Origin of the sequence: Micromonospora noduli, assembly GCF_003264475.1 — a bacterium.
GTDB classification, from domain to species: Bacteria; Actinomycetota; Actinomycetes; order Mycobacteriales; family Micromonosporaceae; genus Micromonospora; species Micromonospora noduli.
The window spans coordinates 79,072-95,634 of record NZ_PYAC01000021.1; the positions used below are offsets into that span (position 1 = coordinate 79,072).

The following is a 16,563-nucleotide window of genomic DNA, read 5'->3' on the forward strand; positions in this document are numbered from 1 at the left end:
CCTTGCCGGAACTGGTCATCACCGTTGCCCGGTTCGGGTTCCTGATCCTGCTGTGGATCTTCGTGTTCACGGTGGTCGGTGTGATCCGCAGGGACCTCTTCGCGGGCGCCCGGTCCGGTCGTCTGGTGGCCGCGCCGCGCGCCGTGGGCGCCTCGACGGGGCAGGCGGCCAAGCCAGCGAAGGTGAAACGGGGCAGAGCGGCGCATCAACTGGTGGTGACGGCCGGTCAGTTGGCCGGCACCAAAATCACTCTCGGTGAAGCGCAGATCACCATCGGTCGGGCTGAGGACTCCACCCTGGTCATCACCGACGACTACGCCTCCGCGCGACACGCCCGGCTCGTGCCGCGTGAAGGGCAGTGGTACGTCGAGGACCTCGGCTCGACTAACGGCACGTACCTCGATCGCGCTAAGGTCTCCGGACCAACCCCCGTCCCCCTCGGCGTGCCGATCCGGATCGGCCGCACTTCCCTCGAATTACGGCCATGACTCTGACCCTGCGCTATGCGGCCCACAGCGACCGCGGTCTGATCCGAGACGGCAATCAAGACTCCGTCTACGCCGGGCCGCGGTTACTCGCCGTTGCCGACGGCATGGGCGGTATGGCCGCCGGTGACGTCGCCAGCAACATCGTCATCGGTGCCATGGCGCCGCTCGACGAGGACGTCCCGGGGGACGCTCTCGTCGATGCGTTGCGTTCGGCCGTGGGCACCGCCAACCAACAACTCCGCGACACGGTGGACGCCAACCCACAGCTGGAGGGGATGGGCACCACGCTGACGGCGACCCTCTTCACCGGCAGCAAGCTGGGGATGGTCCACATTGGCGACTCGCGGGCCTACCTGCTGCGCAATGGCGAGTTCGCGCAGATCACCAAGGACGACACCTACGTCCAGATGCTGGTCGACGAAGGCCGGATCAGCGCCGAGGAGGCGAGCAGTCACCCGCAGCGGTCGCTGCTCACCCGCGCCCTCGACGGTCGGGACATCGACCCGGAATACTCGGTCCGCCAGGTCATGCCCGGCGACCGGTACCTGATCTGCAGCGACGGCCTCTCGGGCGTGGTCAGCGCCGAAACCATCGGCGAGACCCTGCGGGAGTACACCGACCCGCAGCAGTGCGTCGAACGGCTGGTGCAGCTCGCGCTGCGCGGCGGTGGGCCGGACAACATCACGGTGATCATCGCCGACGCCACGGACCAGGACATCGTCGAGGCGACCCCGATCGTGGGCGGCGCCGCCGCCCGGGACCGGGGCATGGCGACCTCCGCCGACGACTCGACTCCGGCCGCCCGAGCCTCGGCGCTCTCCGCGCCGCGTCCGGCCGCGCCCGAGGAGCCGGCGGCCTCCGACGATGACGCCGACCGGCCCAAGCGACGCCCGGTCCGGACCGCCGCCATGGCGCTGGCCCTGCTGGTGATCGTCGGCGGTGCGGCGTTCGGTGGTTGGACCTACACCCAGCGGCAGTACTACGTGGGAGCCACCGAAGAGGGCCAGGTTGCCGTCTTCCGCGGTGTCCAGGGTCAGATCGCCGGGATGGACCTGTCCAGCGTGCACCGCCGCAGCGGCACCCGGCTGGACGACCTCACGGTCGCCGCACAGGACACCGTCAAGGTCGGCATCAGGGCCAAGAGTGAGCCGGACGCCGAGCGTCAGCTCGCCGAGCTGACCAGTGACACGCCGAGCAACCCCAACCTGAAGCCGCTCTGCCCGCTCGACCCGACCGCCGCCGGGGTCAACACGCCGACGCCGACGCCGACCCCGGTCGGTTCGACGCCGACCCCGAACGGCAGCCCGAGCGCCAACGCGTCGCCGACCCCCAACGGGGTCGTCAGCGCAAGCCCGACCGCCGGTGCCACCACCGCTCTCGGTGGGGCCGGCGCGACCACCACACCCGACGTCACGCCCTCCGACTCGGCCACGCCGGCGCTCGACCCGGCCGGCTGCCGGTCTCCTGAGTGAGCGTCGGCTGAGATCCTGAGGACCCCACCCGTGACCGTAGCGGCCACACCGGCACCCTCGCCCGCCACCGCGGGCGAGCAATCCGGCGTACGCCTGGCGCGGTCGCGCCGCAACGCCGAGCTGTACCTGCTGTTGCTCGCGATGGCGCTGGTGGCCGCGTACGGGGCGACCGTCGAGGCGAACCTGCTGGACACGGTCACCCCGGACTTCTGGATGCCGGCCGCCGCGCTCGGCGCGGTCTTCCTCGGCCTGCACCTGGTCATCCGGTTCCTCGCCCCGTTCGCCGACCCGGCGCTGCTGCCGGCGGTGGCCCTGCTCAACGGGCTCGGGGTGGGCTTCCTGCGCCGGATCGACCTGGGCGACGCCCCGGTGGCCGAGCGGGAGAGCCTGGCCGTCTTCGCGGGGCAGGGCGGGCGTCAGCTGGCCTGGACGCTCGGTGCGGTGATCCTCGCCGCCGCCCTGCTCGCGATCATGCGCGACCACCGGTCGATCTCGCGGTACGCGTACACCCTGGGGTTGGCCGGCATCGTGCTGGTGATGATCCCGGCGGTGCTGCCGTCGAGCATCTCCGAGATCAACGGCGCGAAGCTGTGGGTCCGGGTCGGCAGCTTCTCCATCCAGCCGGGTGAGTTCGCCAAGCTGGCGCTGCTGGTCTTCTTCGCCTACTACCTGGTGCGCAAGCGTGAGGTGCTGTCGCTGGCCAGCCGGCGCTTCCTCGGCATCGACTTCCCGCGTGGCCGCGACCTCGGTCCGGTGGTCGGCGTCTGGCTGATCAGCGTCCTGGTGCTGGTCTTCGAGAAGGACCTGGGCACCTCGCTGCTCTACTTCGGCATGTTCGTGGTGACGCTCTACATCGCCACCGAACGGGTCAGCTGGCTGCTGATCGGCCTGGTCCTCTTCTTCGGCGGCGCGTACCTCGCCTACGTCCTCGGCTCGACGGTCGGCGGGCCGTTCGCCAACTTCTACGTGCGGGCGGAGATCTGGCTCGACCCGTTCGCCGACCCGACCAACAAGGGCTACCAACTCGTGCAGGGCCTGCTGGCCCTGGGCACTGGCGGGCTCTTCGGTGCGGGGCCGGGCGGCGGTCAGCCGGAGATCCTGCCCGAGGTGCAGAACGACTTCATCTTCGCCGGCATCGGTGAGGAAATCGGCCTCTTCGGCCTGTCCGCGCTGCTGGTCGTCTACCTGCTCATCGTGGAGCGCGGGCTGCGTGCCGCGCTCGCGGTACGGGACTCGTTCGGCAAGCTGCTCGCCGGCGGTCTCGCGTTCACCCTCGGCCTCCAGGTCTTCGTGATCGTCGGCGGGATCAGCAAGCTCATCCCGTTGACCGGTCAGACCACCCCGTTCCTGTCCGCCGGCGGGTCGTCGCTGATGGCCAACTGGCTGCTCATCGCGGTGCTGCTGCGGGTCTCCGACGGCGCCCGCCGACCGGTGACCGGAGGAGGCGGCGGCAAGGCGGCTCGTCCCAGCGGCGGCCCGCCCGAGCAGCTGCACGGTGCTCCCACGGAGGTGATCAAGCCGTGAACGCACCCCTGCGCCGCGTTGGCGTCGTCGTCATGGTCCTGTTCGGTCTGCTCTTCGCCAACCTCAACTGGATCCAGGCCTACAAGGCGGACGAATACCGGACCAGCGACTACAACGGTCGGGTCCAGGTCGCCGAGTACGACCGCAAGCGCGGCAACATCGAGGCTGGCGGCACGGCCGTGGCCACGAGCAAGGAGACCACCGGCAACCTGAAGTTCCGGCGCACCTATCCCAGCGGCGCCAAGTACGCCCACGTGCTCGGCTACAAGCCGGTCAACCTGGCCGACCAGGGCATCGAGCAGGTGGAGAACGACTTCCTGGCCGGCACCAGCGACCAGCTGATCGGCGACCGGTTGAAGGACATGTTCACCGGCGACGACACCGGCGGCGGCAACGTGCTGCTCACACTCTCCAAGCGGGCCCAGGACGTGGCGTACGACCAGCTGCGCAACAACGAGGTGGGTGCGAAGCGGGGCGCGGCGATCGCCATCGACCCGCGCAGCGGTGCCATCCAGGCGCTGGTCTCCATGCCGAGCTTCGACCCGAACCCGCTGGCCAGCCACGACACCAACGAGGCAGCGGCGGCGTACAACAAGCTGGAGAAGGACCCGGCCGAACCGCTGAAGAACCGCGCGCTGGCCGAGACGCTGCCGCCGGGCTCCACCTTCAAGATCGTGGTGGCGGCGGCGGCACTGGAGAACGGCGTGACCAAGACGACCGAGATCCCGGCCAGTTCCAGTTGGACCCCGCCGACCTCGGGCACCCCGATCCGCAACGCCGATCCGTCGATCTGCCCGACTCGGCAGGTCACCCTGCTGGAGGCGGTCACCGAGTCGTGCAACACCGGCTTCGCCCAGCTCGGTGTGCGGCTCGGCGCCGAGACTGTCAAGGAGAAGGCCCGGCAGTTCGGTTTCGAGCAGGAGGACCTGACCGTTGGCCAGCTCGGCGAGGGCGGCCTGCCCACGGCTGCCAGTCGGACCGGGACCATGCAGAACCAGGACGGCAGCACCGACCCGGCCGCACTGGCCCAGTCCTCGATCGGCCAGAACAACGTTCGGATGACGCCCCTCGAAGGCGCCATGATCGCCGGTTCGATCGCCAACAACGGCAGCCAGATGCGGCCGTACCTGGTGCGGCAGCTGCTCGCTCCCGACCGGACCACCAGCTACTACACTGCCGATGCGCGGAAGCTGCGCCAGCCCGTCGAGCCGCAGGTCGCCACCGACCTGCGCGAGATGATGGTCAGCGTGGTGCAGAAGGGCACCGGGCGGAAGGCCGCGATCAACGGCTACACGGTCGGCGGCAAGACCGGCACCGCCCAGTCCGCCCCGGATCGGCCCGACCACGGCTGGTTCATCGGCTTCGCCCTGGACAAGAACGGCAACCCGGTCTCCGCTGTCTGCGTCGTCCTGGAGCAGGCCGGCCCCGGCGGTAGCGGCGAGGCCGCTCGGATCGCCGGCCAGATCATGAAGGCCGCCATCGCCGACCCAGGGGGTCGCTGACATGCTCAGCCCCGGTGTGCGGCTCGGCAACCGCTACCGTCTCGACGAGCGGATCGCCAGCGGCGGCATGGGCGACGTCTGGCGCGGCACCGACCAGGTGCTCGGCCGGACGGTGGCGGTGAAGAGCCTGCTCCCCGCCCTGCTCGACGACCCGGACTTCGGTGAGCGGTTCCGCGGCGAGGCTCGCACCATGGCCACCATCAACCATCCCGGCGTGGTGGACGTCTACGACTTCGGCAACGACCAGCAGATCGCCTTCCTGGTCATGGAGTACGTCGAGGGTGACGCCCTGTCGTCCACGTTGAGCCGGGTCGGCCGGCTCACCCCGGCGCGGACGATGGCCCTCGTCGCGCAGGCCGCCGACGCGCTGCACGCCGCCCACGAGAAGGGCATCGTGCACCGCGACGTGAAGCCGGGCAACCTACTGGTCCGGCCGAACGGCACGCTGGTGCTCACCGACTTCGGCATCGCCCGCTCCGACATGGTCGGCCAGCTCACCGCCGCCGGTTCGGTGCTCGGCACCGCCTCGTACATCTCACCGGAGCAGGCCACCGGCGGCGTGGCCACCCCGGCGTCCGACGTGTACGCCCTCGGCGTGGTCGCCTACCAGTGCCTGGCCGGTCGGCGGCCGTTCGAGGGCGACAACCCCCTCGACATCGCGATGCGGCACGTCCGGGAGACGCCCCGGCCACTGCCGGCCGACATTCCTCCGCAGGTGCGCGCCCTTGTCGAACGGGCGTTGGCAAAGGACCCGGCCGCCCGCTGGCCGAGCGCCGCCGCACTCGCCGGGGTCGCCCGTCAGCTCAAGGCCGCGCTCTCCCAGCAGGCCCGGGCCGCCGGCAACTCCGGGCCGGTCTCCGCGGCGCCCGCCTCACCCGCCGCGCCCGGCCGGGCCCAGGTGCCGCAGGCGCACCAGATGCGACCGCCGACTGCCCGCCCGCCGGTGGCCGGAGCGAGGCCGACAGCGATCGCACCCGCCCAACAGCCACGCCCCACCGCCGTCGCGCCGGCCGTTCAGCCCGCTCGGCCGCAGGGCGCACCGAACGGCTACCCACGCGGTGCGGCAGCGGTGCCGTCCGGGCCACCCCGGCAGGAACACCCGCCGGCGTACGTCCGGCAGGCCGGCCCGGCGACGCCGTCACCCCAGCCCCAGCGGTCCCGGCCTGGAATGGTGCTTCTCGCCATCCTGCTGGCCGTGCTGGTCCTGCTCTGCTCTGGCGTGATTTCCTACAACCTCCGGAAGCAGTCGCAGGCCGGTGTATCCGCCGGGCTGGCGCCGCGCACCGTGGCGTCCGGCGCGCTACGACTCGACGGGCGCGACGATCCGACCCGGACGTCGTACCGTCGAGAGGTACGACTCCAGCCGGACGACGGCGGGACGACGACGAGCGAAGGACGACAGACGCGATGACAGCGCAGGCCCGCCTGCTCGGTGGCAGGTACCAGGTCGGCGAGCTGCTCGGCTATGGCGGCATGGCCGAGGTGCACCGTGGTCGCGATCTCCGGCTCGGTCGGGACGTCGCGATCAAGATGCTCCGCACCGACCTCGCCCGGGACGCGACGTTCCAGATGCGGTTCCGTCGGGAGGCGCAGAACGCCGCGTCACTCAACCACCCGGCCATCGTGGCGGTCTACGACACCGGCGAGGAGACCGCGCCGACCGGTGAGACGCTGCCGTTCATCGTCATGGAGTTCGTCAACGGACGGACCTTGAAGGAGGTCCTCGGCGCCGAGGGGCGACTGCAACCGCGCCGCGCGCTGGAGATCTGCGCCGACATGTGCGCCGCACTGGAGTTCAGCCACCGGCACGGCATTATCCACCGGGACATCAAGCCCGGCAACGTGATGCTCACCCAGACCGGCCAGGTCAAGGTGATGGACTTCGGCATCGCCCGGGCGCTGGCCAGCGGTGCGACCACCATGACCCAGACCAGTGCGGTCATCGGCACGGCGCAATATCTCTCCCCGGAGCAGGCACGCGGCGAGGCCGTCGACGCGCGCTCCGACGTGTACGCAGCCGGCTGCGTGCTCTTCGAGCTGGTCTGCGGGCACCCGCCGTTCGTCGGGGACAGCCCGGTCAGCGTCGCGTACCAGCACGTACGGGAGACGCCGCCTACGCCGAGCGACATCAACCCGGACGTCACCCCGGCCGTCGACGCGATCGTGCTGAAGGCGCTGTCGAAGAACCCGCTCAACCGCTACCAGAGCGCTGGCGAGATGCGGGCCGACCTGCTCCGCGCCGCCGCCGGCCGGCCCGTGCTGGCCACCCCGGTGCTGCGCGAGGCGGAGACGGTGGCGATGGCCCCGGCCGGTGGCGGGGGCGGCTATCCGGCTTCGGGCCGTGGGCCGCAGACCGGGCAGATCCCGGCCCGGGTGGGCGACCCCCGTCAGCGCAAGGCGTCCTCCTGGCTGATCGCGATGTTCAGCGCGGTCGGCGTACTCGCGGTGATCGCCCTGGTCGCCGCCCTGCTCTGGAACATGCAGCAGGACAAGGACCTGAAGTCGGTGCCCACCCTCACCGGCAAGACCCAGGCCATCGCGGTCACCGAGATCAACAACCTCGGATTCAAGCCGCAGGTCGGCGAGGCGGTCTTGGCAAACGACTGCACCAAGGGCACCGTCGCCAAGCAGAGTCCTGCCGCGGGCACCCAGCTGAAGCCGGCAGACACGGTGACCATCCAGATCTGCGACGGCAAGCCGGACGTGAAGATCCCCCCTGGCCTGGTCAACTCCCAGATCGAGAACGTGAAGCGCCAACTCGATGACCTCGGGTTGCGGGTCGAGGAGAAGCCGGTTGACAACCCCGCTCAGGAGGGGATTGTCATCAAGGTGTCTCCGCCGTCGGGGACGACTGTGGCGCCGGACAGCAAGGTTGTCGTCGAGGTCTCCCGGGGCAACGTCAACAAGGTGCCCAACGTGGTCAACTCCACTCGGGACGAGGCCGCCGAGGAGCTCCGCGAGGCGGGCTACAAGGTCTCGTTCAAGGACGGAGAGGAAGTGCCGGCCGATCAGGCCGGGCGGGTCCAGAAGCAGAACCCGGTGGGGGGCACCGAACTGGCCAGGAACAAGACGGTCACCATCGAGATCGGCATTCCCGAGCCGGAGACCGACCCGACGCCCACCGTGACGCCGACGGGCACGCCGACGGGCACGCCGACAACTCCCGGCAACGGGGGCGGCATCGGTCTGCCGTTCCCGCCCCCGCCGAGCCGGCCCCAGGACTAGGCCACCCGCGGGCATCGGCATGACCGAGACCGAATCGTCCCCGGTCGGGGCGGTACGGCGGTGGCCTCGACGCCTGCGCCGGCTGGCCGTCGCGGGCCTCGTCGTGCTGGTGCTCGCCAGTTCCCCGTGGCTGTGGACGACGCTCGCCGCACGCGGCCACCTGTACGCCGCCGCCGACGCGCCCGCCGCCGACGTGGTGATCGTGCTCGGCACCGAGGTGGCAGCCGACCGTCAGCGGCCGGGTGACCGTCTCGCCGGCCGCCTGGACACCGCCGCCGAACTGGTGACCAGCGGGCGGGCCACTGTCGTCCTGGTGTCGGGCGACGGCGGCGGCGCGTCCGGCGACGAGCCGGCGGTGATGACGACGTACCTCGCCGAGCGCGGTGTCGACAGGCGTCGTGTGGTGGCCGACCCGTTCGGCCTGGACACCTACGACAGCTGCGCGAGAGCGCGCGAGGTGTACGGCGTCGAGCGGGCGCTGATTGTCACCCAGTCGTACCACCTGTCCCGGGCGGTGACGCTGTGCCGGCAGCTGGGGCTCGACGTCGACGGGGTGGCCGCCCGCTGCGACGGCTGTGGTGCCGCTCTGCTCGCCGAAAAGTCGGTTCGGGACTACTTCGCCAGTGGCAAGGCGGCCTGGGACGCGGTGCGCGACCGACCGCCTGCGGTGCGCTCGCCTGCGAATCCTGCGGTCCAGAACGCGTTGCGTGGCTGAACGGTCTTACCCGTTTCCGCAGGTGGGCTTTTAATGGCACATTCGACCGGATGCTTGCGGAACCTGCTACGACAAGACCGCGACCTCGTGCAAGGCTGCCGTCGCCATTGCCCCGCTACTGCAATGGTTGTGGACCTTTGAGGACACGGCCTGAGGGTGTGCGCGAGGCCTCCTGGTTGGGATTCAACACTGTTGCTGAACCGTCTACCGGAGACCTCGCTACACCTCGATCTTCGACACTGACAAGTCACATCAGTTTAGATACTGCTGCCGACTTCAACACAGGCTGTAGTCGGTTGCAACAAAGCTACGGCGAGGGGATGGCCCATTCTCGCAGGTGTCATCCGTAGTAGTTGACCCAGCTTGAACAGTAGTCGGGGCCAGTGACCGATTCGCAGACCCGATAGCGGTATGGCGCATCGAGGTAGCGCACGGTGCCGCACCCGGCGGCCGAGCCGTTCCCGTCCCCGACCGTCTCGTTCTGCGCAGCGTCGGTCCAGTCGACCTCCACGTACACGCCATGCCCGTCGGCCTCGTTGTCGCACGCCGACACCTGGTGCAGGCCGTCGACAGGCGCAATGCAGCCCCTGTCATCTCCCTGCTGCACGCAGCTGCCGGCGGCTTGGGCAGGCCCCGCCCCGGCGACGATGACCGCAGGCATTAGCGCTGTCAGCAGCGCCGTGAGCGTCAGACCGACTCTTCTGGAATTGATCATGATTCCCCCGTCTCCTTGCTTTTCTGCCATGCCCCGAATTGGGCTCGCAGCAACTTCGGCCCACTCGCGTGAGCGCTATACCGCAGGCCCGACCAAGCATAGTGGACGGTGATCGATTTTAGTTGCCCGTGGCCGGTGCGACGACCTCGCCGGCCGCAAGGAAGCCGGCATCGCAGCCCGCGTCGGGTTCGCTACGAAACCCGCCTTGGGCCTGCGGATGGTCGAGCGCGCCCCTCGACGAGGTCTGACTTGCTGGTGAACCTGATCGCCACCATCCGACCTTTTCGACCACATACCTACTCGGGAAGTGGCAATCAGACAGGCCGGGCGTCGTATTGACGTCGCGCTTTGGCCTCACAGGCCCATTCTCGCCGTGATGACGACGGGCTCTGAAGGATCGGCGTCTGCCTCAGGCGGTGGCGAAGGCCGCCCGACGACGGGCGTCGACCTCGGCGGCCAGCGCGGGTGCCCGCTCCAGCGCCTCGGGGTGACCGCAACTGGCCAGCCAGTTGGCCAGCATCAGGTGACCGCCCTCGGTGAGCACCGACTCCGGGTGGAATTGGACGCCCTCGATGGGCAGCGTCCGGTGCCGCATCGCCATCACCACGCCGGAGCCGGTCCAGCCGGTGACCTCCAGCTCGTCGGGGAGCGTCTCGGGCAGCACTGCGAGCGAGTGGTACCGGGTGGCGGTGAACGGGTCGGGCAGACCGGCGAGTACGCCGACCGAGTGGTGTCGCACCTCGGAGGTCTTGCCGTGCAGCAGCTCGGGGGCGCGTGTCACGGTCGCCCCGAAGGCTTCGCCGATCGCCTGATGGCCGAGGCAGACGCCGAAGATCGGCAGCTTGCCTGCGTACTCCCGGATGACGTCCAGGCAGATGCCGGCCCGGTCCGGGCTGCCCGGCCCGGGCGACAGCAGGATGCCGTCGGCGCCAACCGTGCCCACCTCGGCGACGTCGATCTCGTCGTTGCGGCGGACCTCGCAGTCCACGCCGAGCTGGCCCAGATACTGCACGAGGTTGAAGACGAAGGAGTCATAGTTGTCGATCACCAGGACGCGCATGGTCACCTGCTCGGGGAGGGAGGCGCGGAGTTGTTCTGGTCGGTGTCGTACGGCAGTTCGTGCTCGTCGCCGGCCGGCGTCTCCCCGGTCACCGGGTCGCCGCCGCCACCCGTCTCGGCGGGTACGCCGGACTCGACCTGCACGTCGTCGAAGGGCAGCAGGGGCTCGGCCCACGGGAAGGCGACGTACCACAGCAGGGCCACCGTGGCGGCCACCAGCAGCACCGAGCCGGTCAACTTCCCGACCACGCCGAACGGCAGCTTGCGCCAGATGAACGCGTACATCGGGTCAGCCTCCCAGCTCCGCCGGCCGGCCCGCGGACTTGGGTTGGGTGCGGTCCAGTTCGGCATGGATGATCAGGCGCTGGTAGTTGTCGAACTTCGGGTTGCACGTGGTGAGGGTGAGCATCCGTTTGGTCGCCTTCTTGTCCGGCTCGCCGGGCACCGGCGCCACCACCTCGACCTGGGTCGGCCGGACGATCCGGGACTGCGACACCCGGTAGACGTACCAGTCGGTCTTGCTCTCGACCACGATTGGGTCGCCCTCGTCCAGCTCGTCCAACCGCCAGAAGGTGGCCCGGTTGCGGTGGCCGGCGACGGAGAAGTTGCCCACCTGACCGGGGAGCGCGCTGGTCGGGTAGTGGCCGGGGGCGAAACGGATGTCCTGTTGGGTGACTCCCTCGACGACGACCCAGTTCTTGTCGAGCTTGGGGATGTAGAGGCCCGCGAGCGGCTTACCGCGTACCGGTGGGGAGGGTTTGACGCTCGGGCCCACCGACGGGGCGACAGTGGGGTCGTCGGTCGGGCCCCACGCCTGGGCCAACTCGTTGTTGAGGTCGTTCTGGTGGGCGTCGACGATGGCCGACTTGCCCCAGACCTCGTAGCCGGCGAAGAGCAGGACCACCAGGCCGAAGGTGATCAGGATTTCGCCGGTGACGCGGACGCCGGTGCGCAGTCGCGAGCCGAACGACGGGCGGGTCAGCTCGGAGTAGACGCTCTTGTAGCCCTCGCCGGTCTGGTGTGGCCGGAGTTGCACCACCCGCTCGCCGCGTCGGGGTTGGGGAGGGTCGGCGGGGTTGGCGCTGGCCGGCTCATCCGGGACGGCGGTGCGGGGGACGGCACCCATCAACGCGGTCGAGTCCATGGTCGGCGGCCTGGTGGCCGGAGTGGCGGGCACGGCCGGAATCAACGCGGTGGCTGCCGGGTCCGCGCCGCGATCCCCGCCAGCGCTCGGCGGGACCCGGCCCGGCCCGGTCGGCGGGAAGCCTTCCGACCCGGCCGCTGCGACGCGGTCGGGGGCGACCGGGGAGACCGGGGTGGCCGGGGAGCCGGTGGATCGGGCGGACCGGTCGGTGACCTGGGGAATGTATGCGGTCGGCGAGTCGGCCAGCGGCGGCGTCGAGGGCCCGGAGGAGACAGGCCGGCTCGGCGTGCCGGAGACCGCCGGCCGGGTCGGCATCGGCATCCCGCCGGGTGTGGCCGGGCGGGTCGGCGCGGCACCCGGCGGTCGGGTCGGTGTGGCACCCGGTGGGTTGCCGGTGCCCGGCGGTCGGGTCGGTGCGGCGCTGGGCGCGGTCGGTCGGGTGGACGCGGCGCTGGGCGCGGGGGGGCGGGTCGGGGCGTTGCCGGGGGCAGCGGGCCGAACCGGGCCCTGGTTGCTGGCGGTCGGTCGACCGGGGGTGGTCGCGGGGGGAAGCCCGGCGCCGCCGTGTGAGCCCGGCCCGGCAGTTGCGCTGCCCGGCCAGGGCGGAGGCGCTTCGGCACCCGGGCGGCCCGGGGTCCCGGTCGGCTCGGGCCGAGTGGCGCTCGGCGGCGGCTGCTCGGCTCGCTGCGGCTGCTCGGCTCGCGGCGGCTGCAGCACCGGCTCGGGCCAGTTGCCGGCCGGGGTGGGTCGGACCGGTGCCGACTCGGGCCGGTCGAACTTGGGCAGGAAGGCGGTCGGCTCGTCGGTCTGGTCCCGGTGTCGCCCGTCGCGTCGCTCGTCCGGCCCGCTCACTTGGGCACCGTAGCCGAGCGCAGGGCGGTGGAATCCTCGAATGCGGGAACTCGCACCGTGGAGGCCGTCTCCTTGTAGCCAAGCTGGTAGTCGTCGACCGCGTCCTTGAACAACCGGACTCCCTGAGAGCTGGCGAGGGCCTGCTGGAGGGCAGCGGGATCGCCGATTGCTACGATCTTGAACGGTGGGGAGTACACCCGGCCGTGAAGTAGCAGGGTGTTACCGACGCAGCGTACCGCGCTGGTGGTGAGCACGCGGACATTCATGATTGACATCGCCTCGGCTCCGCCGGCCCAGAGCGCGTTGACCACCGCCTGTACGTCCCCCTGATGCACCACCAGGTCGTCGTTGCTGGCGTCCGACTGCGTCTGGTCCAGCTGGGGCGCGTCGTTCAGCTCGACGGTTACCCCGGGCCCGCTGAGTGCGGTGAACCCGGCGTCCTGGAGGCTGCCCTGGGCGCGATTCTGCTGAGCCTTGATCGGGGCGTCCGAGCCGGCCAGGGTGTTGGTCCGTTGCTCGACCTCGCCGCGTAGCGTGGCGGCGCGACGCTCGCTGGCGGCGACCTGTTCGCGGCGGTCCTCGATGAGCTGGTTGAGCTGGGGGCGCCGGTCCTCCCGGAGAGCGGTGCCGCCCGCGGTGGTCGCAGTGGTGGTGAAGAGCAACCCGGCCGCCGCAGCGATCAGGGGGACCCCGATCGACCAGCCCGGACGGCGTTGGCGCGGTCGCCGGGGCAGCAGCCCGGCGGCGGCCCGTCGGAGGACCTTCTGCCAGGAGGTTGCGCCGGATGTGTACTCCACCGAGCGTTCCTTCCGCGTGTCGGGGATCGGTTCGTGCCGGCTGGGCCGGCGATGCGAACAGTCCCGCCTCTTTCGGTCACTCCGTGCACCGGCCTGACCCCATTCGTGGTCCAGGCGGCCAATCGGGACTACGCTAGCTCTCGAACATTATTGGCCATGGACCGTCGCCCCCGCGCCCGGTTGTCAGGCCGGACGAGGTCGTCACCCCTCTGGAGAGCGCCGTGCCCAAGTCTCAGGTCCGTAAGAAGAAGGTGTACACCCCGCCGACGGACGTCCGTCCGACGACGTCGTCGTCGTCGCGCAAGCCTAGCCCGGTGTGGTTGCCGATCACCGCGGTCGCCTTGATCGTCGTCGGCATCGGCTGGCTGGTGCTCTACTACCTGTCCGAGCAGGAGTACCCGGTCATGGCGTGGGGTTACTGGAACCTCGCCGTCGGCTTCGGTGCGATGGTCGCCTCGCTGGCGTTGCTCTCCCGCTGGCGCTGATCAGAGCAGACCGCCGCGTCGGCGGTCACACGTCACCCCGTCGAGCCCCTGCCCGGCAGGATCGGGTGGGGCCCCCTATGGTGTGCGCAGGCAGCGCGGCCTACTGCGAGATGACTCACGTTACCGCTGGGTAACCTTCGCGTAGGCTGCATTGCATGACCGAGCAGAGCGAGGTCATCAGGCAGCAGACCGGGGAGGCCAACTCGATGGGCAGCGTCCAGATCGTCACCACGATCCTCGCGGCCGCCATCACCGCCGTGGCGGTGTGGCTTGCGGTGCGTGCGGTCCTGAAGTTGGTGGCAGTCATCCGGCTCGGGCAACCCGCGCCGGAGCGGTTCACCGACAAGGTCGCCCGCGCCAGGACGATGCTGGTGGAGACGGCCGGCCACACCCGGATGCTCAAGTGGGGCGTGGTGGGCGCCGCGCACTGGTTCGTGATGGTCGGCTTCGTCGTGCTGTCGCTGCTGGTGCTCGAGGCGTACTTCGAGGTGGTCACCACCGACGGCGGTCTGCCGATCATCGGGCACTGGACGATCTTCGGCCTGGTCACCGAGATCATCGGGGTGCTGGGTCTGATCGGCATCCTGGTGCTGATGGCGATCCGGCTGCGCAACCGGCCGACCCGTCCGGGCGGGCGGTCCCGGTTCACCGGCTCGACCATGTGGCAGGGCTACTTCGTCGAGTGGATCGTGCTGCTGGTCCTGATCTTCGGCTTCGTGATCCGGGGCTTCAAGGTCGCCACCGACCACTTCGAGTTCCCGCTCTGGGCCACCCCGGTCAGCCACGCGGTCGGTGCGGTGCTGCCCGACTGGGCGGACGGCGTGAGCGTCGCCGCCGCCATCAAGATCATTATCTCGATGACGTGGCTGATCGTCATCTCCCTGAACGTCACGATGGGTGTCGCCTGGCACCGCTTCCTGGCGTTTCCCAACATCTTCTTCAAGCGGGAGCCGACCAAGCCGGCCGGCTCCGGTCTCGGCGCGCTGCGCCCGATGACGAGCCAGGGCAAGCCGCTCGACTTCGAGGAGGCGGACCCGGAGAAGGACCAGTTCGGCGTTGCCCACGTCGAGCAGTTCAGCTGGAAGGGCCTCCTGGACTTCAGCACCTGCACCGAGTGCGGTCGCTGCCAGTCGCAGTGCCCGGCCTGGAACACCGGCAAGCCCCTGTCGCCGAAGCTGCTCATCCTGAGCCTGCGTGACCACGCGTACGCGAAGGCGCCCTATCTGCTGGCCGGCGGCGGCAAGGACCTGACCGGCGAGGAGAAGGCCACCCAGGCGCAGCTCGCCCACCTGGACGTGCTGGCCCTCGCCGAGGCGGACAAGCCGTTGATCGGCACCGCCGAGGAGGGCGGTGTCATCGACCCGGACGTGCTCTGGTCCTGCACCACCTGCGGTGCCTGCGTCGAGCAGTGCCCGGTGGACATCGAACACGTCGACCACATCGTCGACATGCGCCGCTACCAGGTGCTGATCGAGTCGAGCTTCCCCTCCGAGGCCGGGGTGATGCTGCGCAACCTGGAGAACAAGGGCAACCCGTGGGGCGCCCCGCAGAACACCCGCGAGGACTGGACCAAGGGTCTGGACTTCGAGGTGCCCCGGGTCGGCGAGGTGGACGACTTCGAGTACCTGTTCTGGGTCGGCTGCGCCGGCGCGTTCGAGGACCGGGCCAAGAAGACCACCCGCGCGGTGGCCACGCTGCTCAACGAGGCGGGCGTGAAGTTCGCGATCCTGGGCGAGGGCGAAACCTGCTCCGGCGACCCGGCGCGACGGATCGGCAACGAGTTCGTCTTCCAGATGCTCGCCCAGCAGAACGTGGAGACGCTGAACGAGGCGTTCGAGGGCCGGGACAAGGCCAAGCGCAAGATCGTCGCGACCTGCCCGCACTGCTTCAACACCCTTGGCAACGAGTACGGGCAGCTCGGCGGGGAGTTCGAGGTGGTCCACCACACCCAACTGCTCGCGCACCTGGTCGCCACCGGCAAGCTCACGCCGGTGCAGCCGGTCGACGGCGGCGTCACCTACCACGACCCCTGCTACCTGGGTCGGCACAACCGCGTCTTCGCGGCCCCCCGGGAGGTCCTCGGCGACGCCATCGCGGGCGACCTGACCGAGATGCCGCGGAACAGCGAACGCTCCTTCTGCTGCGGTGCTGGCGGCGCCCGGATGTGGATGGAAGAGAAGATCGGCAAGCGGATCAACGTGGACCGCGTCGAGGAGGCCATGGCCACCGGGGCGAAGACGGTCGCGGTCGGCTGCCCGTTCTGCTCGACCATGCTCAGCGACGGGGTCAACGGCAAGGGTGCCGGCGAACAGGTCGAGGTGATCGACGTGGCCAGCGTGCTGCTCCGCTCGGTCAAGCCCGAGCAGCCGCAGGGCGGCAAGGAGACCGCGCCGATCGGCGGCTGAGACGCGTACCCCTGGGATCTGTTCATCGACGGCGGCGGCCCCTGAGGGCCGCCGCCGTCGCGCCGACCGGACGATCGCCGGTTAGGGAAAGTGTGTAGACCCCGGGGAGCGCCGCCTCCTACAAACACAAAGACACCCTCCCACCTCCACACACCTCCCCCACACGCACGCACCGCCCGC

At 70.2% G+C, this 16,563-nt stretch carries 14 protein-coding genes; 9 read left to right on the plus strand and 5 right to left on the minus strand.

Annotation, left to right across the window (positions count from 1 at the left end):
* Positions 1 to 2 precede the first annotated feature (2 nt).
* Genes MED15_RS21125 through MED15_RS21155 form a run of 7 tightly spaced genes read left to right on the plus strand, consistent with a single transcriptional unit; the run spans position 3 to position 8,926 of the window.
* Entirely contained in the window at positions 3 to 488 is a 486-nt protein-coding gene (locus tag MED15_RS21125; RefSeq protein ID WP_030487599.1) for an FHA domain-containing protein FhaB/FipA, read from the plus strand.
* Complete coding sequence (locus MED15_RS21130; RefSeq protein ID WP_112583979.1) at positions 485 to 1,960, plus strand: PP2C family protein-serine/threonine phosphatase; 1,476 nt, start codon at positions 485 to 487, stop codon at positions 1,958 to 1,960. The genes MED15_RS21125 and MED15_RS21130 overlap by 4 nt, the downstream gene beginning before the upstream one ends.
* Before the next feature lie 30 nt (positions 1,961 to 1,990).
* Positions 1,991 to 3,484, plus strand: coding sequence for an FtsW/RodA/SpoVE family cell cycle protein (locus MED15_RS21135; protein ID WP_112736739.1), 1,494 nt, complete (start codon positions 1,991 to 1,993; stop codon positions 3,482 to 3,484).
* Positions 3,481 to 4,986 carry a peptidoglycan D,D-transpeptidase FtsI family protein gene (locus MED15_RS21140; RefSeq protein WP_112699485.1) on the plus strand — a complete coding sequence of 502 codons (1,506 nt, stop codon included), beginning with the start codon at positions 3,481 to 3,483 and terminating at the stop codon, positions 4,984 to 4,986. Before MED15_RS21135 ends, MED15_RS21140 begins: the two co-directional genes overlap by 4 nt.
* Before the next feature lies 1 nt (position 4,987).
* Positions 4,988 to 6,397 (plus strand): serine/threonine-protein kinase, encoded by a 1,410-nt coding sequence (locus MED15_RS21145; protein WP_112583982.1) that lies wholly within the window; start codon positions 4,988 to 4,990, stop codon positions 6,395 to 6,397.
* Positions 6,394 to 8,211 carry a Stk1 family PASTA domain-containing Ser/Thr kinase gene (gene pknB, locus MED15_RS21150; RefSeq protein ID WP_112601213.1) on the plus strand — a complete coding sequence of 606 codons (1,818 nt, stop codon included), beginning with the start codon at positions 6,394 to 6,396 and terminating at the stop codon, positions 8,209 to 8,211. Before MED15_RS21145 ends, pknB begins: the two co-directional genes overlap by 4 nt.
* Before the next feature lie 19 nt (positions 8,212 to 8,230).
* Positions 8,231 to 8,926, plus strand: coding sequence for a SanA/YdcF family protein (locus MED15_RS21155; RefSeq protein ID WP_112736741.1), 696 nt, complete (start codon positions 8,231 to 8,233; stop codon positions 8,924 to 8,926).
* A gap of 340 nt (positions 8,927 to 9,266) precedes the next feature.
* Here the strand turns inward: MED15_RS21155 and MED15_RS21160 are convergent, their stop codons facing one another.
* The 5 genes from MED15_RS21160 to MED15_RS21180 form a co-directional block, all read right to left on the minus strand.
* The gene (locus MED15_RS21160; protein WP_112583985.1) at positions 9,267 to 9,641 is read right to left on the minus strand and encodes a hypothetical protein; all 375 of its coding nucleotides are present in this window, start codon (positions 9,639 to 9,641) and stop codon (positions 9,267 to 9,269) included.
* A gap of 409 nt (positions 9,642 to 10,050) precedes the next feature.
* A complete protein-coding gene (locus tag MED15_RS21165; protein WP_112584016.1) occupies positions 10,051 to 10,701 on the minus strand; it encodes an aminodeoxychorismate/anthranilate synthase component II in 651 nt (216 codons plus the stop codon).
* 2 nt (positions 10,702 to 10,703) lie between these two features.
* On the minus strand, positions 10,704 to 10,985 hold the full coding sequence (locus MED15_RS21170) for a hypothetical protein (RefSeq protein WP_112583986.1): 282 nt from the start codon (positions 10,983 to 10,985) through the stop codon (positions 10,704 to 10,706).
* Between the two features lie 4 nt (positions 10,986 to 10,989).
* Positions 10,990 to 12,696: a class E sortase gene (locus MED15_RS21175; protein ID WP_112726613.1), complete on the minus strand. Its 1,707-nt coding sequence runs from the start codon at positions 12,694 to 12,696 to the stop codon at positions 10,990 to 10,992.
* The gene (locus MED15_RS21180; protein ID WP_091396339.1) at positions 12,693 to 13,493 is read right to left on the minus strand and encodes a DUF881 domain-containing protein; all 801 of its coding nucleotides are present in this window, start codon (positions 13,491 to 13,493) and stop codon (positions 12,693 to 12,695) included. Before MED15_RS21180 ends, MED15_RS21175 begins: the two co-directional genes overlap by 4 nt.
* Before the next feature lie 221 nt (positions 13,494 to 13,714).
* On the opposite strand from MED15_RS21180, the gene MED15_RS21185 reads away from it, so the two are divergent.
* Both MED15_RS21185 and MED15_RS21190 read left to right on the plus strand, forming a co-directional pair.
* Entirely contained in the window at positions 13,715 to 13,978 is a 264-nt protein-coding gene (locus MED15_RS21185; protein ID WP_112601206.1) for a cell division protein CrgA, read from the plus strand.
* A gap of 206 nt (positions 13,979 to 14,184) precedes the next feature.
* Positions 14,185 to 16,383: a (Fe-S)-binding protein gene (locus MED15_RS21190; protein WP_112736749.1), complete on the plus strand. Its 2,199-nt coding sequence runs from the start codon at positions 14,185 to 14,187 to the stop codon at positions 16,381 to 16,383.
* The last annotated feature ends 180 nt before the right edge of the window (positions 16,384 to 16,563 follow it).